Origin of the sequence: Roseobacter sp. (assembly GCF_039970775.1) — a bacterium.
GTDB lineage: Bacteria > Pseudomonadota > Alphaproteobacteria > Rhodobacterales > Rhodobacteraceae > Roseobacter.
Genome location: NZ_JBDVLG010000063.1, coordinates 243,775 through 269,786, shown reverse-complemented (window position 1 = coordinate 269,786; position 26,012 = coordinate 243,775). Strand labels below are relative to the sequence as shown.

The window sequence follows — 26,012 nt, the reverse complement described above, 5'->3', positions numbered from 1 at the left end:
TGGCATATTGATGCGTCAGAACGGCATATCCGTTGTACGAACGCGCAAACATAGGGTCACCACAGACAGCAATCACAAGTTCAACATTGCGCCGAACCTGCTGGATCGTGACTTCACCGCCAACGCGCCAAACCAGAAATGGGCCGGTGACATCAGCTACCCCCGTCTCATTTTGAGACTCAACCCCATTGGGGCCGCTGCCCCTACGCATCGAGCGTGCACTTGGATCAAGCGTAATATCGAGGTGCAATTCATACTGGTTAGATCCGCGCCCTCCGTCGCCATCTGCACGGGCATGGCGCGTGACAAGGCCGCATTCTTCCAATGTCGTCATGTGCCTGAACAACGTCGCGCGACCCATCTCGCATTCGTCCGCCAACCGCTGTGCGCTTGGGTTACATTGGCCGGTTTCCTTATTGTGGAAGTCTGCCAGTTGAATCAGCACAATCTTGGCAGCGGGTTACAGGCCATTGACATTCGCGGCCCAGATCAACGCCATGCCACTCATGACACCACCTGACCTGCCAGAAATAGGCTGATTGCGTGAAGCCTGCCACCCGATTCTGCGGCTCGGTGTTGTGGAACAAAGCCCGATCCGCTTGTGTCAGATTTGCGCCAATAGGAAGCCTGCGTTCCTGAATCGTTCTGCACACGGCTATATCTCCCAGCATAGCAAGTGCCTTTACCTGTTGCTGTCTTGACCAACTTTCCGTATATCCGGCGGTGGGACACCCTTCCCCAACGAAGGGCGCTTATCTGGAAGGATAGCATCAATGGCTATACAACAACCGGTCACGCGGCCGGTGAATCCGCGTTTTTCATCTGGCCCTTGTGCCAAACCCCCGACATTTCAGCTCGACAAACTCGCTGGCGCGCCGCTTGGCCGGTCACACCGTGCGGCACCCGGCAAGGCCAAATTGCTAGAGGCAATCGAGACAACGCGCGACGTTCTGGGTGTGCCAGAAGGGTACCGCATCGGTATCGTACCGGCGTCCGATACTGGCGCGTTTGAAATGGCGATGTGGTCACTGCTTGGCGAACGCCCTGCCGAAATGGTCGCTTGGGAGAGCTTTGGCGCGGGTTGGGTGACCGACGTGGTCAAACAGCTCAAAATCGAACACACGGTTCACACGGCGGACTACGGCGAAATCGTCGATATGGCAGCGCTGAACTATGACAATGACGTCTGCTTTACCTGGAACGGCACGACATCCGGCGTGCGGTTGCCATCTGGCGATGTCATCCCCGCAGACCGCAAAGGCCTGACATTGTGCGATGCGACATCCGCCGCGTTTGCTGCGGATCTACCTTGGGACAAACTGGATGTCGTGACCTACAGCTGGCAAAAAGTGCTGGGCGGCGAGGCGGCGCATGGGATGTTGATCCTGTCGCCACGTGCGGTTGAGCGGCTTGAAAGCTACACACCCGCGTGGCCCCTGCCCAAGATTTTTCGCCTGACCAAAGGTGGCAAACTGATCGAAGGTATCTTTACCGGTGCCACGATCAACACCCCATCGATGCTCTGTGTCGAAGACTATCTGCTGGCGCTGGATTGGGCCAAATCTGTGGGTGGCCTAAACGGTCTGATCGCACGCGCCGATGCGAATACCGCCTCTGTATCTGCCTTTGTCGAGCAACATGATTGGGTTGATTTCTTGGCGACAGACCCGGCGACGCGGTCAAACACATCGGTGTGCCTAAAGTTCACGGATGACCGCATTCAAGACGGTGCGGCCTTTGCAAAAGCCGTGGCAAAACGCTTGGCCGACGAAAACGTAGCACTCGACATTGGCGCTTATCGCGATGCCCCTGCGGGTCTGCGGATCTGGTGTGGTGCGACCGTCGAAACATCGAACATCGACGCCATGTTGCCTTGGCTTGCATGGGCCTTCGAAGCCGAAATTACCGCATAAAGCAAAAGCGGCCCGCGCCCTGACCTGCCCCAATACGGGCACCATGCGCGCGCGGGCTGCCGTTTTCCTCTGATATCAAAGGACCTACAAATGGCCCCCAAAGTTCTCATCTCCGACAAACTCTCGGAAGCCGCCGTTCAGATTTTTCGCGACCGTGGCATCGACGTTGATTTCCAGCCCGACGTGGGCAAAGACAAAGAAAAGCTCACCGAGATCATCGGCAACTATGACGGTCTGGCCATTCGGTCAGCCACCAAAGTCACCGAAAAGATCATTGCTGCGGCCAGCAATCTCAAGGTGATCGGTCGCGCCGGGATCGGCACCGACAACATCGACAAAGAAGCCGCGTCGAAAAAAGGTGTGATCGTGATGAACACACCCTTTGGCAACATGATCACCACCGCCGAACACGCTATTGCCATGATGTTCGCCGTTGCGCGCCAAGTGCCCGAGGCGTCGGCCTCTACCCACGCGGGCAAATGGGAAAAATCCAAATTCATGGGTGTGGAGCTGACCGGCAAGACACTGGGTGTCATTGGCGCGGGTAATATCGGCGGTATCGTCTGTGACCGCGCACGTGGCCTAAAGATGAAAGTCGTGGCCTATGATCCCTTTCTTGGCGAAGAGAAAGCCAAGAAAATGGGTGTCGAAAAGGCCGATTTAGAGACGCTTTTGGCCCGCGCTGATTTCATCACCTTGCACGTGCCCTTCACTGATCAAACCGCGAATATCCTCAGCGCCGAGGCGCTCGCGAAAACCAAAAAGGGCGTGCGTATCATCAACTGCGCGCGTGGTGGCCTGGTGGACGAAGCCGCCCTCGCCGACGCTCTTAAATCGGGCCATGTCGCTGGTGCCGCCTTTGATGTTTTCGCGCAAGAGCCCGCCACCGAAAACCCGTTGTTCAATCTGCCAAACGTCGTCTGTACCCCGCACTTGGGTGCCGCGACCACCGAAGCGCAGGAAAACGTCGCCCTTCAGGTGGCCGAGCAAATGTCCGACTATCTGCTGACCGGTGCGGTGACCAACGCGCTGAACATGCCATCCGTGACCGCCGAAGAGGCCCAAGTCATGGGCCCATGGGTCAAATTGGCCGACCATTTGGGCAGCTTCACCGGCCAAATGACCGACGAACCCATCGAGGCGATCAACATCCTGTATGACGGGGTCGTGGCCGATATGAACCTCGAAGCGCTGAACTGCAGCGTTGTGGCGGGCATCATGAAAAAGGCCAACCCGGATGTGAACATGGTGTCGGCACCGGTGATCGCCAAGGAACGCGGCATCAAGATTTCGACCACGAACCAAGATAAATCAGGCGCTTTTGACGGCTATATCAAGGTCACCGTCGTTACCACCAAACGGGAACGGTCTGTGGCGGGCACGGTGTTTTCGGATGGAAAACCGCGGTTTATCCAGATCAAAGGCATCAACATCGACGCCGAAATCGGGACGCATATGCTGTACACGACCAACGAAGACGTCCCCGGTATCATCGGGACATTGGGCCAGACGTTGGGCGCAAACGGCGTGAATATCGCGAACTTTACGCTCGGACGGGCCGCCGCGGGTGGCGAGGCGATCGCGCTTTTGTACGTGGACGAACCCGTCCCCGCAGAGGCCCGCGCGCAACTCGCCGAATTGGGTTTGTTCACACAAATCAAACCATTGGCGTTTGACGTCGTTTAACCACACCACCGGAAGCCGCCCGAAATGGCGGCTTCCATCCAGAACGCCCGTCGCGTATGCCAATGTTAACCCAAAATACGAGGCAGACGCATGACAGACCCCATCTACGCAATCGGCGATGTGCACGGCCAACTGGACGATCTGCTGCGGGTCCTCGCACTGATCGAGTCCGATGGCGGCAAAGACGCGCGCGTGGTTTTCGTAGGCGACTATGTTGATCGCGGACCAGACAGCCGCGGTGTATTGCAGCTGTTGATCGATGCGCAAACTGCCGGGCGCAATTGGGTGACACTCAAGGGCAATCACGACAGATATCTTAGCCGGTTTCTAGACTACCAACTGGTGCATGATCCCGCGACCCGGCCCGATCTTTTCTGGTTCAACCCGCGTCTAGGCGGGGATAAAACCATGGCGTCCTACGGTGTGCAGGCCGAAGATGGCGCACCACTTGACGTTATCCAACGCGCTGCCATCGCCGCCGTTCCCGACACGCATCGCGCGTTTTTGGCTGAACTACCGGCACTGCACCAAGAAGGTGAACTTGTGTTTGTGCATGCCGGGATCCGGCCCGGTGTTGCGTTGGACAAACAGATAGAAGACGATCTGATCTGGATCCGACAGCCGTTTTTCGACCAGAAAAAATCGTTTGGCCCGTTGATTGTGCATGGCCATACGGCGCTCGATCATCCCGAACACGCGGGCAATCGCGTGAATCTTGATGGTGGCGCAGGTTATTTCCGGCCTATGCATGCTGCGGTGTTCGAAGGTCGCGACTGTTGGCTGTTGACCGATCAGGGGCGGGTTCCGCTGACGCCTTAAAGGTCAGCCCGTCCAATCCAGCACAACCTTGCCAGACCCGCCCGACAGCATCGCGGCAAACCCGTCTTCGAAATCGTCGACGCCAAAGCGATGGGTGATCACACGGCTGACGTCTAACCCGTTTTGCAACATCGCGATCATCTTGTACCAGGTCTCAAAGATTTCACGGCCATAGACGCCCTTAATCGTGATCGCCTTGAACACGATGCGGCTCCAATCGACCGGGCTTTTCCCCGGTGGGATACCTAACATGGCGATACGTCCGCCCATCGTCATGGCCTCGACCATCTGATCCAACGCACGCTGATTTCCAGACATCTCTAGCCCGACATCAAATCCCTGCGTCATCTTCAGATCAGAGACTATTTGGGCCAAATCCGTCTCGGCGACATTGACGGGCACGACATCCGCAACCTGCGTTGCCAGCGCCAGACGGTCTGGGTTTACATCGGTGATCACCACATGCCGGGCGCCCACGTGCCGGGCCACGGCTGCCGCCATAATCCCGATAGGCCCGGCCCCGGTGATCAATACGTCCTCGCCCACCAAATCAAAACTCAACGCGGTGTGTACCGCATTCCCTAAAGGGTCAAGAATGGCCCCGATGTCATCGGAAATCTCGTCAGGCAAAGGGACAACGTTGAACGCAGGCAACCTGAGATATTGCGCAAAGGCGCCCGGCTCGTTCACACCGATGCCTCGGGTGGCCGGATCAAGATGAAACTTGCCTGCGCGCGACTGCCGCGATTTCGTTCCGATCAAATGCCCCTCACCAGAGCACCGTTGCCCCACGTGCAATTCCGCCACGTTAGAGCCGATTTCAATGATTTCGCCGGCAAATTCATGACCCACGATCAACGGCACAGGAACCGTTTGCGCCGCCCAATCATCCCAATTCCAGATATGAACATCCGTGCCGCAAATGCCCGTCTTTGTAACCCGTATCAGCACATCATCCGGCCCAATTTCGGGCACCGATGCATGGGTCATCCACAGTCCTTCGCGCGGATATAGCTTTGACAGAGCTTTCATTTCAGTGGTCATCGAATAGGTCCTTTACAGTCTCTATCTATGGATGTTTGCCAATCACCCCACACGCACGACCAGCGACGTCAAACGCGTGCAATGCCCGGTCCAGATCATCCCGCGTCAGTGCCGCGTTCATTTGCGTACGGATCCGCGCCTGCCCGCGCGGGACAACGGGGAAAAAGAACCCAGACACAAAAACACCCTCATCAAACAGCCGGTCCGCCATATCTTGGGCCAACCGCGCCTCGCCCAGCATCACCGGTACAATCGGATGCTCACCGGGAAGCAGGTCAAAGCCCAATTTGCCCAGCCCTGCCCGCCAATATCGCGTGTTCTCAAACAATTGCGCGCGCAGATCATCGCCTTGCTCAACCAATTCCAACGCTTTGATCCCCGCCGCGACAATAGATGGCGGCAAAGAGTTGGAGAACAAATAAGGCCGCGCACGCTGGCGCAACAAATCAATCACCGGCTGCGGTCCTGCGATATAGCCACCGATCGCCCCGCCCAAAGCTTTGCCCAAGGTCCCGGTCAAAATGTCGACGTCGACGCCAGAATGCGCCGGGGTTCCAGCACCTTTGGGGCCCATAAAACCCGTTGCATGGCAATCGTCGACCATCAGCATCGCGTCGTATTTCTGGGCTAGCGCTTTAATCTGGGGCAGCTTGGCCAGATACCCATCCATGCTAAAGACACCGTCCGTGGCAATCAGGATAAACCGCGCGCCTTCTTCCCGCGCCAACTTCAATTGGCCTTCCAGATCGGCCATATCCGAATTAGCATACCGGTATCTTTTAGCTTTACAGAGCCTAATACCGTCAATGATTGATGCATGATTTAATGCATCCGACACAACCGCATCCTGGGGCCCAAGCAAGGGTTCAAACAATCCGCCATTCGCATCAAAGCACGCCGCAAATAGGATGGAATCGTCTTTTCCCAAGAACTCGGCAAGCTTGTGTTCCAATGTGCGGTGCAGATCTTGGGTCCCGCAAATGAACCGCACAGAGGCCATGCCATAGCCGCGCGGATCCATCGCCTGTTTAGCCGCCGCGATCAGGTCGGGGTGATCTGCCAAACCAAGGTAGTTGTTGGCGCACAGGTTGATCACCTCGTGTTGCCCCACTTTGATCTGACCACCCTGCGCAGAGGTGATCATCCGTTCGCGCTTCATCATGCCATCTGCCTCGATCTGAGACAGGGTGTCGGTGATGTGATCCAGATAGGCTTGCGTCATGGTATGATTCCTTTCGACGCAATATCTACCATACCGGATTAAAATCCGAAATAGGGGAATTACACTTTAGCGGAATATTTCCGGTATACCGGAATTATGCGTCTTGTACGACCAAAAAGGCCCGCACAGATCCGTCTTTTGCAGAAATCCGGTGTGGGACATCAGCGGCGTATCGCGCTGTATCGCCCGCATCTAGTACGCTCGACATACCACCGCTGACAACTGTCAGCTGCCCTGTGATGACCGTCAGATGTTCGCGCGCGCCTCGCGTATGCGGCGCGCTGTCCAACATCCCGCCGTCCGATAACGTTAGCTCGTAGACCTCGTGACGCCCGGCGTCTTCTGGCGGGGATAAGATCCGAATACGGCACCCAGACCCAAGGTTATCGATGGTTGGCACGTCTTGCGCGCGCAATGTTTCGATCTGGGCGGTGGGCCCGTCGTCCAACAACCCGGCAAAATCGACCTGCAAGGCGCGCGTCAGGTTCCACAACGTCGCAATTGTTGGGCTGCTTTCGCCCCGTTCTATCTGGCTAACCATGGACCGCGACACGCCAGACAATTTGGCCACCGCATCCAGCGATAGCCCCTGAGACCGCCGCGCCTGTTTGAGGCGCGCAGGCAGTTGGGTCAATATGGTATCTGTGGCGTCCGTCATGCCGGACAAATGACCGGTATAGAGGATAATTGTCAAACGAAAGCGCCTACATGACGGCACGTTTTTACTGACAGCGCGCGCGTTCAACCCCATAAAGATGCAAACCAAGGGGGACATCCACATGACCAAGGACATCGTGATATTGGGCGGGGCACGCACCGCAATCGGCGCTTTTGGCGGCGCGCTTGCCGGGGTTTCGCCAATTGATCTGGGCACCGTGGTGGCCAAAACGGCGCTGGACCGGTCAGGTGTTGCGGCGACCCAAATTGGGCATGTCGCCTTTGGCCATGTGATCAACACCGAACCCCGCGACATGTACCTTAGCCGGGTCGCCGCGATGCAGGCAGGCGTGCCAGACAGCGTGCCCGCGATGAATGTGAACCGGCTTTGTGGGTCCGGGGTGCAGGCGATTGTGTCAATGATACAGTCACTCATGTTGGGCGATGCGGAATTTGCGCTGGCAGGTGGCGCCGAGAACATGTCGCGTGCGCCGTTCATCGTGCCTGACCAAAGGTGGGGCGCCAAAATGGGCGATGTCCGCACCTTAGATATGATGTTGGGCGCGCTGAACTGCCCATTCGGAACCGGGCATATGGGCGTGACGGCCGAAAACGTGGCCCGTGAACACGACATCAGCCGGGCGCACCAAGACGCCTTTGCCCTAGAAAGCCAGCGACGCGCCCAAGCGGCGATCACGGCGGGGCATTTTGCCAGCCAAATCGCGCCCGTTGACGTGCGCGTAAAACGAGACACCATCGCGTTCGAGGTCGATGAGCACCCCAAACCCACGACACCTGATGCGCTGGCGAACTTGCGCGCGGTTTTCCAAAAAGACGGCAGCGTCACAGCCGGGAACGCCAGCGGTATTAACGATGGTGCGGGTGCTATCGTATTGGCCACGGCGCAGGCGGCACAAGCCGCTGGGCTAACACCAAAGGCGCGTATTCTGGGCTATGCGCACGCGGGCGTCAGGCCCGAGGTTATGGGTATTGGGCCGGTACCTGCCGTGCAAAACCTGCTGGATCGCACCGGTTTGTCCGCCAGTGATTTCGACGTTATCGAAAGCAATGAAGCCTTTGCAGCGCAGGCCTTGGCTGTGAATAAGAACCTCGGGTTTGACCCCGCCAAGGTCAACCCGAACGGGGGCGCCATCGCGTTGGGGCATCCCGTCGGGGCGACCGGCGCGATCATCACTGTAAAGGCGCTCTATGAACTTGAGCGGATCCAGGGATCAAAAGCGTTGATCACAATGTGCATTGGCGGCGGTCAAGGCATCGCGCTGGCGATTGAACGCATGTGACCACCGCCCTATTTTGAGCAGGCCAGACCTGTTTCAGAAAATCGCCATAACGGCCATAACGGTCGCCGCGCTGCCAAATCCAACGGACAGCCCAAGCACCACCGCCAAAAACACGCGTTCTCTGAGACGGTGTGATGGTGACGGGTCGGTGGTCTGCGTTTGGCGCAGCAACGCGTTCTCGACCATGCCCGGCAGGCGGGGGCCAAAGCGCGCCACCACGCGGGCCGTTTTCGCCAGATCGGTCAATACGGCCTTGGGCCCGATGGATTTTGAAATGTAGTCAGTCACCAGCGGGGCCGCCACCTGCCAGATGTTCATCTGTGGGTTAAGCGACCGCGCCACCCCTTCGACAACCACCATGGTGCGTTGCAACAAGATCAGCTCTGTCCGGGTTTCCATGCCAAAACGTTCGGTGACCTCAAACAGGTAGCTCAGCAACCGCGCCATAGAAATATGGTTGGCATCCATCCCGAAAATCGGTTCACCCACGGCGCGCAGGGCGCGTGCAAATTCATCTACGTCTTTGTCTGCAGGCACGTAACCCGCCTCAAAATGCACCTCGGCGACGCGTTTGTAGTCCTTGCGGATGAACCCAAACAGGATCTCGGCGTAAACCCGGCGGGTGTATTCGTCGATATGCCCCATGATCCCGAAATCATAGGCGATGATATCACCGTTAGGCGCGACCTTGAGGTTGCCTTGGTGCATATCCGCATGAAAATACCCGTCGCGCAGCGCATGGTTGAGGAACAGCTTTAGCACCCGGTCGCCCAGATCGACCCGGTCGTGTCCTGCCGCATCGATGGCGTCATTGTCGCCCATCGGTACGCCATCGGCCCAGCCCAACGTCATCACGCGACGCGCGGAATATTCCCATTTGATGTCAGGCAACTGAAAGCCCGCGTCGTTTTTGGTGTTCGCTGCAAATTCTGACGCAGCAGAGGATTCTAACCGCAGATCCAGTTCGCCGCGCACCACACCATCGAAATGTTCGATCACCTCTATCGGGCGCAGGCGGCGGGATCCCGGTGAGAAGATCTCGACCATACGGGCGGCCAGATAAAAGGCATCGACGTCTTTGCGAAAGGCCCGTTCGATTTTAGGGCGCAGCACTTTGACAGCCACCGATTCCCCGGTGGAGGCAAGCGTCGCTTTGTGCACCTGCGCGATAGACGCCGCCGCGACCGGTGCGCTGAAATCAGAGAAAATCTGATCGACCGGCAGGCCCAATTCGCGCTCCACCTCAGCTCTGGCTTCTTCGATGGAAAAGGGGGGTAGCTTATCTTGTAACACCCGCAGTTGGATCGCCAATTCATCGCCCACCACGTCGGGGCGGGTCGACAGCACCTGACCAAACTTGATATACGCCGGGCCCAGCGCAGTCAGGGCCCGTGTCGCTGGAGGCATGTTCAAATCACCCTGATAACCGAGCCATTTAAACGGCAGCCCCAGCGCCCGCGCGACAAACCGTAGGGCCGGTGGCGCCTCAAAGGCATCAAGCACAACATTCATCGCGCCCGTGCGTTCGAGCGTGGCACCGGTGCGGATAAGCCGCCAGATATTATGAGGTCCGCGCATGGGTTATCCTTTGGGGGCGCAGTGGGGGTGCGCCTTGACGGGCCGGGGCACAAACCCCAAACCCGCAACGTATTGATGGAATGGCGAAAACATCAGATCTTCCAGCCAGAATGCAGGCAAGCGACGCCCAGACTAAGGTTGCGATATTTCGCGTTTTCAAAACCCGCCGTACGCACCATTTGCAAAAACGTCTGTTGATCCGGGAAATTGCGGATCGATTCCACTAGGTATTGATAGCTGTCGCGGTCATTTGCAATCAACTGCCCCATACGTGGGATCACGTTGAAACTATAAAGATCGTAGGCTTTTTGCATGGCGGGGTTTGGCAGCTGGCTGAATTCCAACACCATCAGGCGCCCGCCGGGTTTGAGCACGCGGTAGGCTTCGGTCAGGGCATCCTGCGGGCGCGTGACATTCCGAATACCGAAACTAATGGTATAGACGTCAAAGGTATTATCCTCGAACGGAAGCGCCATTGCATCGCCGACCACCCAATCGAGGTTGTCGTGCATCTGTGCGGCATCGGCGCGTTGGCGGCCTTCGACCAGCATGGATTCCGTTAAGTCCAGCACGGTCGCATGCCCTGCCCCGGCACGTTTGAGGAAACGAAACGAAATGTCGCCCGTCCCCCCCGCCACATCCAGCAGCTGTTGACCGGGCCGCGGCGCCAGCCAATCCATCATCGCGTCTTTCCACAACCGGTGGATACCGCCCGACATCACATCATTCATAATGTCGTATTTACTGGCAACGGAGCTAAACACCCCCTGCACGCGCCCGGCTTTTTCGTTTTCGGGAACGGTCTCAAAGCCAAAATGCGTTGTTTTATCGTTTTGGTCGGTCATCAGCTCTTGTGATCCTTGGGTACAGCACTTTGTTATAGGGCTCTTGCGGCTGTGCACAATGCGGCCCTTTCGTCACAGGGAATGAAGATGCCAGAATTGCCCGAAGTTGAAACCGTTCGGCGCGGCCTAGATCCGGCCATGTCTGGGGCCATTATATCGCAAGCCGACGTGAACCGGCCCGATCTGCGCTGGCCGTTCCCGCCCGATATGGCCGCGCGGCTGGCGGGGCAACGGGTGCTGGCGCTGCGCAGACGGTCCAAATATATTCTGATCGATCTCAGCTCGGGCGAAACGCTGTTGGTGCATTTGGGCATGTCGGGGCGGATGTTGGTATCGGGCGACCCATTGGGGCAATTCGTGCATGACCACCCCGCGCCGGAAAAACACGACCATGTGGTGCTGCATATGGACAACGGCACGCGCATCACCTTCAATGACCCCCGCCGTTTTGGCGCGATGGATCTGATGACCACGGCAGACGCCGCAGACCACAAGCTGCTACGCGTTTTGGGGCCTGAACCCTTGGGCAACGCCTTTCACGAAGCCCACCTGATCGCGGCGTTTCAAGGCAAGATGTCGCCGATCAAATCTGCGCTTTTAGACCAGAGCATTGTTGCCGGATTGGGCAATATCTACGTGTGCGAGGCGCTTTACCGCGCAAAAATAAGGCCAACCCGCAAGGCTGGGCAGATTTCTAAGGCCCGTATTTCAGGCCTCGTCCCTATCATCCGAAACGTCCTGTCAGATGCCATTGAGGCAGGTGGTTCATCCCTGCGAGATTTCCGTCAAGCCGATGGAGAACTTGGATATTTTCAGCACAGCTTTGATGTGTACGGCCGCGAAGGCGCGCCCTGTCGGACGGCGGGATGCGCGGGCGTTGTGGGGCGCATCGTGCAATCTGGACGCTCGACTTTCTTCTGTGCGCAATGTCAAAGATAGCTTGAACATGACCGATGCTTGGTATTGAGTCGTAATTCGTAACACAAATCGAGAGCTTTCCTGATGGCCTATGAAACGATCATCGTTGATGTCGAAGACCATGTTGCCCAGATTACGCTGAACCGGCCCGGCGCACTGAACGCACTGAACAGCGAACTGATGTCAGAACTGGCCGCCGCGCTGGCCAAGGCGCAGGCCAACGACAAGGTCCGCTGCATCATCATAACTGGGTCGGAAAAGGCATTTGCCGCCGGCGCCGATATTGCGATGATGAAAGACAAAAGCTTTGTCGAAGTGTTTTCGGGCGATTTATTCACCCCTGAAACAGATCAGATCATGCGCATTCGCAAGCCGATCATCGCGGCCGTTTCTGGGTATGCCTTGGGCGGTGGCTGTGAACTGGCGATGATGTGCGACTTTATTATCTGTTCCGATACCGCCAAGTTCGGCCAGCCTGAGATCAACCTTGGCGTCGTCGCGGGTCTCGGGGGCACCCAACGTTTGGCACGCGCTGTGGGTAAATCCAAAGCGATGGATATGAACCTGACGGGCCGTTTCATGGACGCCGAAGAGGCCGAACGGTCGGGTCTGGTGTCGCGCGTGGTGCCCTGCAAGAAACTTCTAGACGAAGCGCATAGTGCTGCCCAGAAAATCGCCGAAAAATCCATGATCACGGTGATGGTTGTCAAAGAATCGGTCAACCGCGCCTATGAAGTCCCCCTCAGCGAGGGGTTGTTGTTTGAACGGCGCATGTTCCATTCGCTTTTCGCAACCGAAGATCAGTCCGAAGGTATGAACGCCTTTGTCGAGAAACGCGAAGCGCAGTTCCGCGACCGGTAATTGCCGCGCGCCAACACGCCGGAGACCCGCCTCATGCCTCGCGTTTTGCGGTATCTGACCCATCCGCAGGTTCAGATGGACCCTGACACCGATGTTCAACGCTGGTCTCTGAACTCGTTGGGGGCAAATCGCGTAGCCACGCTGGCGGCATCCGGCGCGTTGACCGACACCACCGCCATAATCAGCAGCAACGAGACCAAAGCGCTAGAGACCGCGCGCCCGTTAGCCACTGCGTTGGGTTGCCCCGTCGATATCCAAGACACGATGCACGAGAATGACCGCAGTGCGACGGGCTTTTTACCGCCTGCGGAATTTGAGACCGTCGCAGATGCGTTTTTTGCCCAGCCCTGCACCAGCATCCGCGGCTGGGAAACAGCACAAGACGCGCAGACCCGGATCGTGACTGCGTTCAATGCGTGTTTGGCGATACATAAGTCGGGCGATGTTTTGTTTGTCGGGCATGGGGCCGTGGGTACGTTACTGTATTGCCATCTCGCGGGCTTGCCGATCAGCCGGACCCACGACCAAGCGCCCGGCGGCGGATGTTATTTCGAATGCGATGCGAATGATCTGGCGCCGCAAGACGGGTGGCAGCCAATGGAACGCCTGTTTCGAGGCTAGCATCGTGATTTCCGGTTTGCAAAACCGTGAGATCGGCGTATAGACCGCGCCAGACATGCGCGTGCAGCCCGCTTTGGCTAGAATCACCTTCCGTGGGTTTCCACCGGATCGGGGCATTGTGCATACTTGAGACACAAACATAGCCGAGAAGGTGCAGCACACATGGCAAATACGCCACAGTCCAAGAAACGCGCGCGTCAAAACGAAGCCCGCTTCCAGATCAACAAAGCACGTCGTTCGCGTATCCGTACGTTCCTGCGTAAGGTCGAAGAAGCTATTGCTTCTGGTGATAAAGAAGCTGCAACCGCAGCGCTTAAAGCGGCCCAACCCGAGCTGATGCGCGGCGTTACAAAAGGGGTGTTTCATAAAAACACCGCTTCGCGAAAAATTTCACGTCTGTCTGCGCGTGTAAAATCGATCGCCTAATCAACCACAGGGGGAGCTTTATTTCTCCTCAAAAATTATGAGAAAAGCGCCGAATATCGGCGCTTTTTTGCATTCTTTAGATGATTTTCACAGGCTCGGAGATTCTTTTCTGAAAATTCAGAGTCAACAATGAAGATCAGTTGCCGTGCCGCAGACGAAATTGTTACCTATGTCCAGCGATTCATTTCGCCATGGGGGGACGGGCTCTGATCGGTCATTTCGCAGCAGTGCGAAAACAGGCCACGGGGGCTGAGCATGACACGCATTGCGTGGTGCTTTGTCTGCAAAAGCTGCGAAACAGCGTTTTGCCCTGTCAAGAAAGAACGGACGGTGTGGCCCGAGAGGTTATGGCTTTTTTAATTAAAGTCAGGTCCTTTTAGCCGTGACCTATTCTGTAAATGTCCGTGGGACGTTGGCCTGTTTTCAGGGGAAACAGGGCGGGGGAGGTACGTTCGTGACGAACGGTAGAGGCGGTGTGGTTCACCAAAATACGAACCGCATCTGAATTGGGAACGCGAAAAGGAACGCAGGTCAACATGACTAAAGAAAAGTGGGGGCAGTTGAGGCAGCGACTGCTGAAGACTGTAGGCCAGAATAATTATACGAATTGGATTGAGCCAATTGAATTTCGCGCGGCAGACGACGGGATTGCGACCTTTGACGTGCCGACGAACTTCCTTGGGAATTACGTCAATCAAAACTACGCAGATTTAATTCTGCACGAACTCAAAGCCGAAGATCCAACGGTGCGACGCCTGCGGTTCGCGGTTCCCACACCGGTGGGCGCGACGGCTGGCAGCAGCGCACATGCCCCCCGCCAACCCAAACCCGCAGCTGCGCCCAGCCCAGTAAAGCCTGCCACCAACGGGAACCTGTCAACCGCCCCGTTGGACGCGCGTTTTACGTTTGATACCTTTGTCGTCGGCAAACCCAACGAGCTGGCCCACGCAGCTGCCCGCCGTGTCGCCGAAGGTGGACCCGTCACGTTCAACCCGCTGTTTCTTTACGGTGGCGTTGGCCTTGGTAAGACCCACTTGATGCATGCGATCGCCCATGAACTGCGGTTGCGCCGCCCTGAAATGAACGTGCTTTACCTGTCTGCAGAGCAATTCATGTACCGCTTTGTTCAGGCCCTTCGGGACCGCAAAATGATGGATTTCAAGGAAATCTTTCGGTCGGTTGACGTGCTGATGGTGGATGACGTGCAGTTCATCGCCGGCAAGGACAGCACTCAGGAAGAGTTTTTTCATACGTTCAACGCCTTGGTGGATCAAAACAAACAGATCATCATTTCCGCGGATCGCGCCCCCGGCGAAATCAAGGACCTGGAAGATCGCGTGAAATCCCGCCTGCAATGCGGTTTGGTCGTAGATCTTCACCCCACCGACTACGAACTGCGCTTGGGGATCTTGCAAAGCAAAGTCGAATTGCAGCGCATCAATTACCCCGGTCTTGAGGTCGAAGCGGGTGTTCTGGAATTTCTCGCCCACCGGATTTCGACCAACGTTCGAGTGCTCGAAGGCGCGTTGACGCGGCTCTTTGCATTTGCGTCGCTCGTTGGACGCGAGATCAACATGGAACTGACGCAGGATTGTCTGTCGGATGTATTGCGGGCCTCAGAACGCAAGATCACCGTCGAGGAAATTCAGCGCAAAGTGTCGGACCATTACAACATCCGTCTGTCGGATATGATCGGCCCCAAACGGTTGCGCAGCTACGCGCGGCCCAGACAGGTTGCGATGTATCTGTGCAAAAAGATGACCAGCCGGTCACTGCCTGAAATCGGACGTCGGTTTGGGGGGCGCGACCACACGACCGTTATGCATGGCGTCAAGCGGATCGAAGAACTGAAAATTCAGGACGGTCAGATCGCCGAAGATCTGGAACTTCTGCGCCGCGCGCTAGAAGAATAATCACATCTCAGACCCGCGGCGTTGCAAAATGGTCGCGGGTCTTGACCTGCGGCTTGTATCTTACCACAAAACAATAAAACTCTTGTGAAGTCGGTAGAACGCGGTAATTTGCCATTCCCGACGAGTGGGAAGGATTAGGCTCATGAAAATCAGCATAGAACGTGCATCCCTGCTCAAGGCGGTGTCTCAGGCGCAGTCCGTAGTTGAGCGGCGCAATACGATACCGATCCTTGCGAATGTGTTGATCGAAGCCGAAGGCAGCGACGTCACCTTCCGCGCGACCGATCTGGATATCGAGGTGGTCGACAAGGCGCCCGCCATGGTCGAACGCGCAGGCGCCACGACAGTTGCCGCAACCACATTGCATGAAATCGTGCGCAAACTGCCAGACGGTGCGTTGGTCACGTTAACGGCAGACGGCGCAACGGGGCGGTTAACAGTCGAGGCGGGGCGGTCCAACTTTTCGCTCGCCACACTGCCAAAAGAAGACTTCCCGGTGATGGCGTCTTCTGAATACGCATCGAACTTCTCGGCACCCGCACCGGTGTTGCGACGGTTGTTTGATAAATCGAAATTCGCGATTTCCACCGAAGAAACCCGCTATTATTTGAACGGCGTCTATATGCATGTGTCTGATGCAGACGGCGGTCAGGTGCTACGTTGCGTTGCCACAGACGGCCACCGATTGGCGCGGATTGATGCAGAGCTGCCCGAAGGCGCAGCCGACATGCCCGGTGTTATTGTCCCTCGCAAAACGGTCGGTGAATTGCGCAAGCTGCTCGAAGACGACGACATGAAGATCGCCGTTTCTGTCAGCGAAACCAAAGTGCGGTTTGCGACCTCTGAAATCACGCTGACCTCCAAGGTGATCGACGGAACCTTCCCCGATTACACACGGGTCATCCCGCAAAACAACACGCGCAAACTAGAGGTCGACGCCGCAGATTTTGCCAAAGCCGTAGACCGCGTGGCGACTGTCAGCTCCGAACGGTCGCGCGCGGTAAAACTGCAGCTGGACGAAGATCGGTTGGTTTTGTCGGTCAATGCGCCAGATTCCGGTGCCGCCGAAGAAGAACTTGCCGTGGCCTACGGCGACGAACGCCTCGAAATCGGGTTCAACGCGAAATATCTACTGGAAATCGCCAGCCAGGTCGATCGCGAAAACGCGGTGTTCTTGTTCAACTCATCCGGCGACCCAACATTGATGCGCGAAGGCAGTGATCTTTCGGCGGTTTATGTCGTCATGCCGATGCGCGTCTGATATCGGTTTGCCCTGCGCAGACGTAGTTTTCGAACAATGAAAGGTCAGCGATGGCGTTGTATTTAACATCGCTGACCCTGTCACATTTCAGATCTCACAAACTGGGACGGCTGGCATTGGATGGCCGTCCCGTCGCGTTGTTTGGGTCTAACGGTGCCGGAAAAACCAACGTGCTAGAGGCAGTATCGTTGTTTTCACCGGGCCGGGGCCTGCGGCGCGCCAGCGCCGAAGATATGACCCGCCGCCCCGAAGCCTTGGGGTGGAAAGTAACCGGGCTTTTACAATCCCTTCACCAGATGCACGAGATCGAGATCTGGTCAGAAGCAGGGGCCGCGCGGCAGGTTCGCATTGATGACAAAGCCACCCCACAAGTTGCACTGGCGCGGATTGCGCGGGTGCTGTGGCTGATCCCCGCGATGGACCGGCTATGGATCGAAGGTGCCGAAGGGCGGCGGCGGTTTTTGGACCGGATGACCCTGAGCTTTGAACCCGCGCATGCCGAAGCGACACTGGCCTATGAACGCGCAATGCGCGAACGCAACCGTCTGCTCAAGGACGGGGTGCGCGATGGCGCGTGGTATGGCGCGTTAGAAACACAAATGGCGCAATCGGGCATCGCGATTGACGCCAACCGGCGAGCCGCACTGACCTTGCTGTCCGATGCGCAGACCGGGGCAGCCACTGCATTTCCGGCGGCTGCGTTAACATTGACCCACGCAGAGGGCGATTTGCCCACCACACAAGACGACCTGCGCGCGGCGTTGGCAGACAATCGCATGCGGGATATGGCGGCGGGCCGCAGCCTGATCGGCCCGCACAGAGCAGACTTATATGGCACTTATCGGGCCAAAGATGTCCCCGCAAAAGACTGCTCTACCGGCGAACAAAAGGCACTGCTGGTGTCGCTGATCCTCGCCAACGCGCGGGCCCTCGCGCGCGATTTCGGCGCGCCCCCTGTGTTGCTGCTAGACGAGGTCGCCGCCCATCTAGACCCAGACCGCCGCGCCGCCCTATACGACGAAATCGCCGCACTTGGGGCGCAAGCCTGGATGACCGGCACCGAGGCCGAATTATTCGAAGGTCTGGGTGATCGCGCGCAATACGTCGAAGTGCGCGATGTTGATGGCCTATCCGAAGTGGCCCCACGCGCATGACCATCGCATGGGTTGATCTGGCTCTCTATGCCGGCGCGCTGGTGATCTTGTTTCTGACGCCAGGGCCCGTGTGGTTGGCCCTGATGGCGCGGTCACTATCGGGTGGGTTTCAGGCCGCGTGGCCATTGGCGGTGGGTGTCGCCGTGGGTGATGTTCTGTGGCCCCTGATCGCTGTGCTGGGTATTTCGTGGGTTCTGTCGGTATTCGATGTGTTCATGATGGTTGTCCGCTGGATTGCCTGCGCAGTGTTCATTTTGATGGGCGTGCTGTTGATCCGCCAAGCTGATCAACAAATCAGCGCTGATAGTCGGCTCACCCGGCCGGGTATCTGGCCCGGTTTTGTCGCGGGGCTGGTGGCGATTTTAGGCAACCCCAAGGCGGTGTTGTTTTATATGGGCGTCCTGCCGGGGTTCTTTGATCTGCGCAATGTCACCGCGTTAGATGTTACGATAGTCATCGCGGTATCGGTTTTGGTCCCGCTCTTGGGGAACCTATTGTTGGCCGGATTTGTCGGGCGGGTCCGGTCGTTGATCACTGCCCCACGAACCCTGGCGCGGATCAACATCACCTCTGGTGTGCTATTGATATGTGTCGGTGTGGTTATCCCCCTTACCTGACACAAAATATTGTGCCGCGCGCGTGACAATCGGCCTCAGAAACCTTATAAAATATAAAAAATACGAAGGTTTAGCGGCATGTCCGACGACACACAGACACCAGAAGAATACGGCGCGAATTCGATCAAAGTTCTCAAGGGGTTAGAGGCTGTTCGCAAGCGCCCTGGGATGTACATCGGTGACACCGATGATGGGTCGGGCCTGCACCACATGGTCTATGAGGTCGTCGACAACGGTATCGACGAAGCATTGGCAGGGCATGCGGACGCTGTAACCGTCACTATTCACGATGATTCATCGATTTCCGTCAGCGATAATGGCCGCGGTATTCCGGTGGGGATCCACGACGAAGAAGGCGTCTCAGCGGCCGAGGTCATCATGACCCAGTTGCACGCAGGCGGTAAGTTTGACAGCAATTCCTACAAGGTGTCGGGCGGTTTGCACGGTGTGGGCGTGTCTGTGGTCAACGCGCTGTCCGATTGGCTAGAGCTGCGGATCTGGCGCGAGGGCAAAGAACATATCGCGCGGTTTGAGGGCGGATACACCACCAAACATCTCGAAATTCTGGGTGAAACCGACCGGACAGGCACCGAAGTGCGGTTTATGGCGTCGACGGACACGTTTTCCAATCTCGAATATTCCTTCGATGTCTTGGAAAAACGTCTGCGCGAACTGGCCTTTCTGAATTCCGGCGTACGGATTATTCTGACGGACGAGCGACCTGCCGAACGCCTGCGATCCGAGCTGTTTTACGAAGGCGGCGTTAAGGAGTTCGTGAAATATCTTGATCGCTCGAAATCATCGGTCATGCCCGAACCGATCTTCATCTCCGGCGAGCGCGACGAGATTGGCGTGGAAATCGCCATGTGGTGGAACGACAGCTATCATGAAAACGTGCTGCCCTTCACCAACAACATTCCGCAACGCGATGGCGGCACGCATATGGCGGGCTTTCGTGGGGCGTTGACCCGCACGATCAACAACTACGCCCAATCCAGCGGGATCGCCAAAAAGGAAAAGATATCGTTCAGCGGCGATGACTCGCGTGAGGGATTGACCTGCGTGTTGTCCGTCAAAGTGCCCGACCCGAAATTTTCCAGCCAGACCAAGGACAAGCTCGTTTCCTCCGAGGTGCGCCCTGCGGTTGAAGGCATGGTCAACGAAAAGCTGGCCGAGTGGTTTGAAGAAAACCCCACCGAGGCCCGCATTGTCGTGGGCAAAATCGTCGAAGCAGCACAGGCCCGTGAAGCGGCCCGCAAGGCGCGCGAATTGACCCGGCGCAAGTCCGCGATGGATGTGAATTTCTTGGCCGGGAAGCTAAAAGATTGCTCTGAAAAAGACCCGTCAAAGACCGAAGTCTTCTTGGTGGAGGGTGACAGCGCCGGAGGGTCCGCCCAAACGGGCCGTGACCGCCAAACGCAAGCTATTCTGCCGTTGAAAGGTAAGATCCTCAACGTGGAACGCGCACGGTTTGACCGGATGCTGTCGAGCCAAGAGATCGGGAACCTCGTCATGGCGCTTGGCACCGGGATCGGGCGCGACGAATTCAACGTCGACAAACTGCGTTACCACAAGATCGTCATCATGACCGATGCGGACGTGGATGGCGCACATATTCGGACGCTATTGTTGACGTTCTTCTACCGGCAGATGCCTCAGTTGATCGAAAACGGGCATCTCTATATCGCGCAACCGCCGCTATACAAAGTGTCGCGTGGCAAATCCGAAGTGTACCTGAAAGATCAGGCCGCGATGGAAGACTATCTGGTGCAGCAAGGCATCGATGGGGCGATATTAAAACAGGGCAACGGTGAAGAAATCTCGGGGCAAGATCTGATGCGCGTCGTCGATCAGGCGCGCCAAATGCGCCGCGTGCTTGATGCCTTTCCCACCCATTATCCGCGCCATATTCTGGAACAAGCTGCGATTGCGGGGGCCTTTGCACCCGGCGTCGTCGATGCGGATCTACAAGGCACTGCAGACAAGGTTGCGACGCGGCTGAACCTGATTGCCGCCGAATACGAACGCGGTTGGCAGGGTCGGATCACGCAGGATCACGGCATCCGGTTGGCGCGTATCCTGCGCGGTGTCGAAGAGGTTCGTACACTGGACGGCCGTATTTTGCGCGGGGGCGAGGCCAAACGCACTGGCAGCTTTACCAAAAGCCTGCAGGACGTTTACAATATGCCAGCGGCCTTGGTGCGCAAAGATCGCCAGCAAAGCATATTGGGCCCAATGGATCTGCTGGATGCGATCTTGCAAGAGGGCGAAAAAGGCCTGTCTTTGCAACGCTACAAGGGTCTGGGCGAGATGAACCCCGACCAGCTATGGGAAACCACATTGGACCCGGATGCGCGCACCTTATTGCAGGTCAAAGTGGACGATATGGCCGAGGCGGATGACCTGTTTACCAAACTGATGGGCGATGTGGTCGAGCCACGCCGGGAGTTTATTCAGCAGAATGCGCTGAATGTCGAAAACCTAGATTTCTAAGATTTCCGCCTTATTAGAGCCTAGTCGTCTGTCCAATCAGGCATAGGCTTTTTGGCAATAAAGGCCTCTATTCCTCGTTCGGTATCATGCGCCATCATATTTTCGGCCATGGCCGCGCCAGTATAGGAATATGCCTGCTCTAGGGTCATGGTCGCTTGCTCGTAGAATGCGGCCTTGCCGATTTTCACGGCAATCCGTGCTTTAGAGACTATTTTCTTGGCCATTGCGTGGGTTGTCGCCTGCAGTTCTGCCTCTGGCACCGCAGTGTTGATCAGCCCCAAGGTAACCGCCTGCGAAGCAGTTTGGAATTCGCCCAATAGCAACATTTCCATCGCCTTTTTCCGCGCGACATTGCGCGACAACGCCACCATGGGCGTCGCACAAAACAGGCCGATATTCACGCCAGAGGTCGCAAACGTCGCCGTTTTAGCGGCCACGGCCAAATCGCATGTGGCCACCAACTGACATCCCGCAGCTGTCGCGATACCCTGCACTTCGGCAATAACCGGTTGCGGCAAATTGACGATCGACATCATCATCTTGGAACAGGTCGCGAAAAGCGCGGTGAAATACGCCGCGCCGCCGTCATCATCTTGGCGGTGCGCGGTCATTTCTTTTAGGTTGTGACCGGCGCAAAAATGCGCCCCAGCGCCGCGCAAAATCACCACACGTACGGCGCGGTCAACTGCGATCTGATCCAAGGCCGTTTGCATCGCACCAAGCATATCTTCGGACAACGCATTCAGTGACTTTGGCCTGTTCAACGTGATCGTCGCGATCCCGTCTGTTTGAGTTAGTACAATCGGTGGATCTGCTTGCATCATCCGACACCCTTGTTTTTTCAGGCTCTATCAAAGCGGAAAGAGCCCTGCGGCGGCAAGGTAAATATTAGTTTTCTACCCGATAACCCGATTGTATCCACGAAGCCGCAACGCGTTGCTAAGCACAAACAGACTAGACAGCGCCATCGCGCCCGCAGCCAGTTGCGGTGACAACAGCACCGCAAACGACGGGTAAAGCACGCCTGCAGCCACCGGAATAAGCGCCGCGTTATACGCAAACGCCCAAAACAAATTCTGCCGGATATTTCGCATAGTCGCGCGCGAGATCCCCAGCGCGGTTTCAACGCCTTGCAGATCACCCGACATCAGCACCACGTCCGCCGCGCCGATGGCAATGTCAGTGCCTGTCCCGATAGCGACCCCCACGTCGGCCGCAGCCAGCGCAGGCGCGTCATTGATGCCGTCCCCCACAAATGCGATGCGGGTTTTGGCGCCGCGTAGTGTCTCTAACGCGTGGGTTTTCCCATTGGGCATGACATCTGCGATAATTTCGTCGATGCCCAGATCGTGCGCCACGGCCTGCGCTGTTTCACGTTTGTCGCCGGTGATCATCGCAACTTTGATCCCTCGGTCGTGCAACCGGACCACAACGTCTTTGGCATTCGGTTTGATCTGATCCGACACGCCAATGACCGCAGTCAAAGCTCCGTCAATGGCAGCAAAGAACACCGTTTGACCTGACTTGGCCAATGCCTGCGCACGGGCTTCTGCGTCACCCAAATCAACGCCCCTCTCGTGCATCAACCGCCCCGAGCCAATCAAAACACTGCGCCCGTCGACCATGCCAGAGGCACCCAGACCGCTAAGCGCGGTGACATCGACCGCATCAGGCAACCGGGCATCGCAAGCCGCAACAATCGCATGCGCAACCGGATGCGTGACGCGGGTTTCGACCCCCGCCAACATCCGCAACACTGTATCGGGGTCATTGTTACCCAACACATCAAAGGTGCTTAGCACCGGTTTGCCTGTCGTCAGCGTGCCGGTTTTATCGAAGGCCACGATGCCCACTTCTGATGCGCCTTGAAGCGCATCACCCTTGCGAAACAACACACCCAACTGCGCGGCGCGTCCTGTCGCCACCATAATCGAGGTCGGCGTGGCAAGGCCCATCGCGCAGGGACACGCGATAATCAATACCGCCACACCCGCTACCAACGCGTGGGACACCACAGGTGCGGGGCCGAAAACCAACCAAATGAGCGCAGTCAGCACCGCCAACCCCAGAACCACCGGCACAAAGATAAATGTCACCCGGTCCACAATCGCTTGGATCGGCAGTTTGGCACTCTGTGCATCCTGGACCATCCGGACAATGCCCGACAAAACCGTATCGGCACCGACGTGTGTGGTTGTCAGTTGCAAACCACCGGGCCCGTTGATGGTGCCGCCGGTCACCACGTCACCGGGGGATTTTTCAACCGGCATCGGCTCACCTGTGAGCATGCTTTCGTCAAGGTGGCTGTGGCCTTCGACAACTATCGCGTCAACAGGCACGCGTTCGCCGGGACGCAACACAACGACATCACCCGGTTGGATCTGATCAACGGGCACTGTTTCGGCGACCCCATCGCGCAGGACTTGTGCCGTCTTGGGTTGCAGTTTCAGCAACGCGGTGATGGCCGCGCCCGTGCGTCCTTTTGCCCGCGCCTCTAGCCAACGGCCCAACAAAATGAACACCACAATGACAGCCGCCGCTTCGAAATACACCGCATGTGCAGTCCGAGGCAGGAGGGTCGGAAAAATCAACACGCACAGCGAATACCCGTAGGCCGCTGATGTCCCTATCGCCACAAGGCTGTTCATATCAGGGGCCGCTTTGCGCAACGCCGCAAACCCGGTGGTGTAAAACGCGCGGCCCGGACCCAGCAGGACCAGCGTGGTCAGCACCGCCTGCACCCACCAACTTTGCTGCAACCCGATGGTTCGCATGATCAAGTGATGCATTGCGGGCACCATGTGGCTGCCCATTTCCAACACAACAATCGGCAACGCCAAGATCGCCGCAATCGCCGCGCGCCGGGCCAAAGCGGCTGTATGATCGCGGTGTTGTTGATCGCGTTGGGCCGTATCGCGCGCACCACGCACCGCCGCCGGGTACCCTGCATGTGTCACCCTGTCGGCCAAAACCTGCGCCGACGGCCCACCGGTATGGACATGCACGGTGGCCTCTTGGGTCGCGAGATTAACCGCGACATCCCTGACGCCAGTTACCCCCGCCAAAGCGCGATCAACCCGCCCCACGCAAGACGCACAAGACATGTTTTCGACACTCAATGTAATCGTTGTCTGATCGCGCACCAAAGTCCCCTATCGGCCAAGCCAGAGATAAGGACCCTTGCGTTAGAAAGGTCAAGCGCTAGGCGCGTTTCTCTTGGTCCATTGCGACCACAACAGGCGGTTCTTCGTCTGCATCCAGCAGCTCTGCGTCGTCGATCATATCGTCTTCGGGGATCTGATCTTCGGCCGTGCCAACAATCAACGGCAACATCTGTAAGCCGCCCGGCATTGCGACTTCTGTCAAAGGCGGTGTTTTCCACGCCAATGTATCGAACGCTTCGCAATTCTCGCAGGTCGGTGCCCAATCAGCATGGATATGCTGGCAATTGCCGCAGATCCATTGCGGCCCCCGCGACACAGTCAACGCGCGGGCAAGCCAGCCGCGCACCACCGCGTCTGGCGCGCCTTCGCCCCGCTCAATAGCCGCCATTAACGTGACAGACCGCGCCGTCGGGTCCGTTTCGACCAAATCACCCAACGCGCGGCGCGCTTCGGGGAAATCTTCGTTGGCGATATGCAGCTCGGCCAACAACATCCGCGTTTCGGCGTGTTGCAAGTTGCTGCGTGTTAATGGAACAAACCGTTTGATCCGCTGAGCGGGTGTTTCGTTAGGCTCTATTGCGGCGAATGCGCTGGCCAAATCAGGGTGCGGCGTCGTTTCCCACGCCTTTTTCAACAAACGCGTGGCCGACCGCGGTTTGCCCTTTTCGATATAGCTTTGCGCGGCCATGACGGCGGCGGGGATCAGGTCGGGCGACAGGTTGTTAGCTTCGATCGCCTTTTCCTGATTTTTGATGGACACACCCTCATCCAGAACATCCTTAGCCTCGGACAGGGCCAAAACAGCGTCGCGGCGTTTGTGTACATCGCGCGGTAGATTGCCGTATTTCAGCTTGGCACTTAGGGTCCCCCGCGCGCCAGACCAGTCTTGTCTCTGCGCCTGAAGGCCAAGCAAAATATCCTGCACCTCTTCGTGCTTGGGCTTGATGGCAAACGCGCGTTCTGCCAGTTGCAGCGCCGTGTCGGTGTCACCACTGGCCAGCTTTTGCTTTAATATCCCACGGACACCGACAAACCGCGTGGCGTCGTTTGTGACCAGTTTCTTGTAGGTCTCTTCGGCCTTGCGCTGATCCCCGGCCATTTCCGCAGCTTGGGCGGTCAACAAGTTAGTCAGGTCGGGTTTGTTCAGATACCGGTCGGCCTTGGCCGCCTTGGCCATGGCAACACGGCCCTCGCCGCTGGCCAACGCCATCATGCCTTCGGACAGCGCGTCAAACCCTTTGCGTTCACGGTTACGGTCGAAATACCGCGACAACGCTGTTTCATCGCCGCTCAGAGCATGCAGCACCGCAACGCCCAGCGAAATCAGTTTGAGCAAAACCCAAACGGCCACCACCATAACGACAATCGCAATCACCGATTGCAGCGGCCCAAACGTATATTCACTGCCCATAACGGTGACTTGAACACCGCCCTGACTTTCCAACAAATACCCCGCGCCCAATGCGAGGGCCGCGACGACAACAACAAAAAGGACAATCTTGATAAGGGACCAAAGCAT

The 26,012-nt window shown here is 57.3% G+C and carries 21 protein-coding genes and 1 pseudogene; 14 read left to right on the top strand and 8 right to left on the bottom strand.

Translation table 11 applies throughout. The features are described from left to right. From ABJH13_RS17625 to ABJH13_RS17610, 4 genes and pseudogenes are all read left to right on the top strand, one after another. A pseudogene (locus ABJH13_RS17625) lies at nt 1-160 on the top strand (IS3 family transposase); the annotation flags it as partial. A gap of 613 nt (nt 161-773) precedes the next feature. Beyond that, complete coding sequence (locus ABJH13_RS17620; RefSeq protein ID WP_348407521.1) at nt 774-1,913, top strand: phosphoserine transaminase; 1,140 nt, start codon at nt 774-776, stop codon at nt 1,911-1,913. 90 nt (nt 1,914-2,003) lie between these two features. Further along, a complete protein-coding gene (gene serA, locus ABJH13_RS17615; protein ID WP_348407520.1) occupies nt 2,004-3,599 on the top strand; it encodes a phosphoglycerate dehydrogenase in 1,596 nt (531 codons plus the stop codon). Between the two features lie 90 nt (nt 3,600-3,689). Next, a complete protein-coding gene (locus ABJH13_RS17610; protein ID WP_348407519.1) occupies nt 3,690-4,418 on the top strand; it encodes a metallophosphoesterase family protein in 729 nt (242 codons plus the stop codon). 3 nt (nt 4,419-4,421) lie between these two features. On the opposite strand, the gene tdh is transcribed toward ABJH13_RS17610, so the two are convergent. The 3 genes from tdh to ABJH13_RS17595 all read right to left on the bottom strand — a co-directional run bounded on the left by tdh (nt 4,422) and on the right by ABJH13_RS17595 (nt 7,342). Continuing rightward, nucleotides 4,422-5,462 carry an L-threonine 3-dehydrogenase gene (tdh, locus tag ABJH13_RS17605; RefSeq protein ID WP_348407518.1) on the bottom strand — a complete coding sequence of 347 codons (1,041 nt, stop codon included), beginning with the start codon at nt 5,460-5,462 and terminating at the stop codon, nt 4,422-4,424. 25 nt (nt 5,463-5,487) lie between these two features. After that, nucleotides 5,488-6,684, bottom strand: a complete 1,197-nt coding sequence (locus ABJH13_RS17600) for a glycine C-acetyltransferase (protein WP_348407517.1) — start codon at nt 6,682-6,684, stop codon at nt 5,488-5,490. 94 nt (nt 6,685-6,778) lie between these two features. Next, on the bottom strand, nt 6,779-7,342 hold the full coding sequence (locus ABJH13_RS17595) for an XRE family transcriptional regulator (RefSeq protein ID WP_348407533.1): 564 nt from the start codon (nt 7,340-7,342) through the stop codon (nt 6,779-6,781). Between the two features lie 121 nt (nt 7,343-7,463). On the opposite strand from ABJH13_RS17595, the gene ABJH13_RS17590 reads away from it, so the two are divergent. Then, nucleotides 7,464-8,642 carry an acetyl-CoA C-acyltransferase family protein gene (locus ABJH13_RS17590; protein WP_348407516.1) on the top strand — a complete coding sequence of 393 codons (1,179 nt, stop codon included), beginning with the start codon at nt 7,464-7,466 and terminating at the stop codon, nt 8,640-8,642. A gap of 33 nt (nt 8,643-8,675) precedes the next feature. Here the strand turns inward: ABJH13_RS17590 and ubiB are convergent, their stop codons facing one another. Together ubiB and ubiE are read right to left on the bottom strand one after the other, a co-directional pair. Continuing rightward, nucleotides 8,676-10,220, bottom strand: coding sequence for a 2-polyprenylphenol 6-hydroxylase (gene ubiB / locus ABJH13_RS17585; protein ID WP_348407515.1), 1,545 nt, complete (start codon nt 10,218-10,220; stop codon nt 8,676-8,678). A gap of 92 nt (nt 10,221-10,312) precedes the next feature. Then, nucleotides 10,313-11,065, bottom strand: a complete 753-nt coding sequence (ubiE, locus tag ABJH13_RS17580; protein ID WP_348407514.1) for a bifunctional demethylmenaquinone methyltransferase/2-methoxy-6-polyprenyl-1,4-benzoquinol methylase UbiE — start codon at nt 11,063-11,065, stop codon at nt 10,313-10,315. Nucleotides 11,066-11,152: 87 nt separating this feature from the next. Between ubiE and mutM the strand changes: the two genes are divergently transcribed. From mutM to gyrB, 9 genes are all read left to right on the top strand, one after another. After that, nucleotides 11,153-12,004, top strand: coding sequence for a bifunctional DNA-formamidopyrimidine glycosylase/DNA-(apurinic or apyrimidinic site) lyase (gene mutM, locus ABJH13_RS17575; RefSeq protein ID WP_348407513.1), 852 nt, complete (start codon nt 11,153-11,155; stop codon nt 12,002-12,004). 63 nt (nt 12,005-12,067) lie between these two features. Continuing rightward, complete coding sequence (locus tag ABJH13_RS17570) at nt 12,068-12,844, top strand: enoyl-CoA hydratase (RefSeq protein WP_348407512.1); 777 nt, start codon at nt 12,068-12,070, stop codon at nt 12,842-12,844. A gap of 33 nt (nt 12,845-12,877) precedes the next feature. After that, complete coding sequence (locus ABJH13_RS17565; RefSeq protein WP_348407511.1) at nt 12,878-13,465, top strand: histidine phosphatase family protein; 588 nt, start codon at nt 12,878-12,880, stop codon at nt 13,463-13,465. 162 nt (nt 13,466-13,627) lie between these two features. Next, nucleotides 13,628-13,891, top strand: a complete 264-nt coding sequence (gene rpsT / locus ABJH13_RS17560) for a 30S ribosomal protein S20 (RefSeq protein ID WP_348407510.1) — start codon at nt 13,628-13,630, stop codon at nt 13,889-13,891. 536 nt (nt 13,892-14,427) lie between these two features. After that, entirely contained in the window at nt 14,428-15,804 is a 1,377-nt protein-coding gene (gene dnaA / locus ABJH13_RS17555; RefSeq protein ID WP_348407509.1) for a chromosomal replication initiator protein DnaA, read from the top strand. Nucleotides 15,805-15,946: 142 nt separating this feature from the next. Next, nucleotides 15,947-17,065: a DNA polymerase III subunit beta gene (dnaN, locus tag ABJH13_RS17550; protein WP_348407508.1), complete on the top strand. Its 1,119-nt coding sequence runs from the start codon at nt 15,947-15,949 to the stop codon at nt 17,063-17,065. 50 nt (nt 17,066-17,115) lie between these two features. After that, on the top strand, nt 17,116-18,219 hold the full coding sequence (gene recF / locus ABJH13_RS17545; RefSeq protein ID WP_348407507.1) for a DNA replication/repair protein RecF: 1,104 nt from the start codon (nt 17,116-17,118) through the stop codon (nt 18,217-18,219). Continuing rightward, nucleotides 18,216-18,836, top strand: a complete 621-nt coding sequence (locus tag ABJH13_RS17540; protein WP_348407506.1) for a LysE family translocator — start codon at nt 18,216-18,218, stop codon at nt 18,834-18,836. Before recF ends, ABJH13_RS17540 begins: the two co-directional genes overlap by 4 nt. 78 nt (nt 18,837-18,914) lie before the next feature. Further along, nucleotides 18,915-21,329, top strand: a complete 2,415-nt coding sequence (gyrB, locus tag ABJH13_RS17535; protein ID WP_348407505.1) for a DNA topoisomerase (ATP-hydrolyzing) subunit B — start codon at nt 18,915-18,917, stop codon at nt 21,327-21,329. Nucleotides 21,330-21,349: 20 nt separating this feature from the next. Here gyrB and ABJH13_RS17530 read toward each other — a convergent pair whose 3' ends face one another. The 3 genes from ABJH13_RS17530 to ABJH13_RS17520 form a co-directional block, all read right to left on the bottom strand. After that, nucleotides 21,350-22,150, bottom strand: coding sequence for an enoyl-CoA hydratase (locus ABJH13_RS17530; protein WP_348407532.1), 801 nt, complete (start codon nt 22,148-22,150; stop codon nt 21,350-21,352). 75 nt (nt 22,151-22,225) lie between these two features. Then, nucleotides 22,226-24,472, bottom strand: coding sequence for a heavy metal translocating P-type ATPase (locus ABJH13_RS17525; protein ID WP_348407504.1), 2,247 nt, complete (start codon nt 24,470-24,472; stop codon nt 22,226-22,228). 58 nt (nt 24,473-24,530) lie between these two features. Beyond that, a complete protein-coding gene (locus ABJH13_RS17520) occupies nt 24,531-26,012 on the bottom strand; it encodes a heme biosynthesis HemY N-terminal domain-containing protein (RefSeq protein ID WP_348407503.1) in 1,482 nt (493 codons plus the stop codon).

Excerpts from the sequence above, each read along its gene's own strand:
- ABJH13_RS17620 (WP_348407521.1), top strand. The coding sequence starts at position 774 with ATGGCTATACAACAACCGGTCACGCGGCCGGTGAATCCGCGTTTTTCA.
- serA (WP_348407520.1), top strand. The coding sequence starts at position 2,004 with ATGGCCCCCAAAGTTCTCATCTCCGACAAACTCTCGGAAGCCGCCGTT.
- ABJH13_RS17610 (WP_348407519.1), top strand. The coding sequence starts at position 3,690 with ATGACAGACCCCATCTACGCAATCGGCGATGTGCACGGCCAACTGGAC.
- tdh (WP_348407518.1), bottom strand. The coding sequence starts at position 5,462 with ATGACCACTGAAATGAAAGCTCTGTCAAAGCTATATCCGCGCGAAGGA.
- ABJH13_RS17600 (WP_348407517.1), bottom strand. The coding sequence starts at position 6,684 with ATGACGCAAGCCTATCTGGATCACATCACCGACACCCTGTCTCAGATC.
- ABJH13_RS17595 (WP_348407533.1), bottom strand. The coding sequence starts at position 7,342 with ATGACGGACGCCACAGATACCATATTGACCCAACTGCCTGCGCGCCTC.
- ABJH13_RS17590 (WP_348407516.1), top strand. The coding sequence starts at position 7,464 with ATGACCAAGGACATCGTGATATTGGGCGGGGCACGCACCGCAATCGGC.
- ubiB (WP_348407515.1), bottom strand. The coding sequence starts at position 10,220 with ATGCGCGGACCTCATAATATCTGGCGGCTTATCCGCACCGGTGCCACG.
- ubiE (WP_348407514.1), bottom strand. The coding sequence starts at position 11,065 with ATGACCGACCAAAACGATAAAACAACGCATTTTGGCTTTGAGACCGTT.
- mutM (WP_348407513.1), top strand. The coding sequence starts at position 11,153 with ATGCCAGAATTGCCCGAAGTTGAAACCGTTCGGCGCGGCCTAGATCCG.
- ABJH13_RS17570 (WP_348407512.1), top strand. The coding sequence starts at position 12,068 with ATGGCCTATGAAACGATCATCGTTGATGTCGAAGACCATGTTGCCCAG.
- ABJH13_RS17565 (WP_348407511.1), top strand. The coding sequence starts at position 12,878 with ATGCCTCGCGTTTTGCGGTATCTGACCCATCCGCAGGTTCAGATGGAC.
- rpsT (WP_348407510.1), top strand. The coding sequence starts at position 13,628 with ATGGCAAATACGCCACAGTCCAAGAAACGCGCGCGTCAAAACGAAGCC.
- dnaA (WP_348407509.1), top strand. The coding sequence starts at position 14,428 with ATGACTAAAGAAAAGTGGGGGCAGTTGAGGCAGCGACTGCTGAAGACT.
- dnaN (WP_348407508.1), top strand. The coding sequence starts at position 15,947 with ATGAAAATCAGCATAGAACGTGCATCCCTGCTCAAGGCGGTGTCTCAG.
- recF (WP_348407507.1), top strand. The coding sequence starts at position 17,116 with ATGGCGTTGTATTTAACATCGCTGACCCTGTCACATTTCAGATCTCAC.
- ABJH13_RS17540 (WP_348407506.1), top strand. The coding sequence starts at position 18,216 with ATGACCATCGCATGGGTTGATCTGGCTCTCTATGCCGGCGCGCTGGTG.
- gyrB (WP_348407505.1), top strand. The coding sequence starts at position 18,915 with ATGTCCGACGACACACAGACACCAGAAGAATACGGCGCGAATTCGATC.
- ABJH13_RS17530 (WP_348407532.1), bottom strand. The coding sequence starts at position 22,150 with ATGCAAGCAGATCCACCGATTGTACTAACTCAAACAGACGGGATCGCG.
- ABJH13_RS17520 (WP_348407503.1), bottom strand. The coding sequence starts at position 26,012 with ATGCTTTGGTCCCTTATCAAGATTGTCCTTTTTGTTGTTGTCGTCGCG.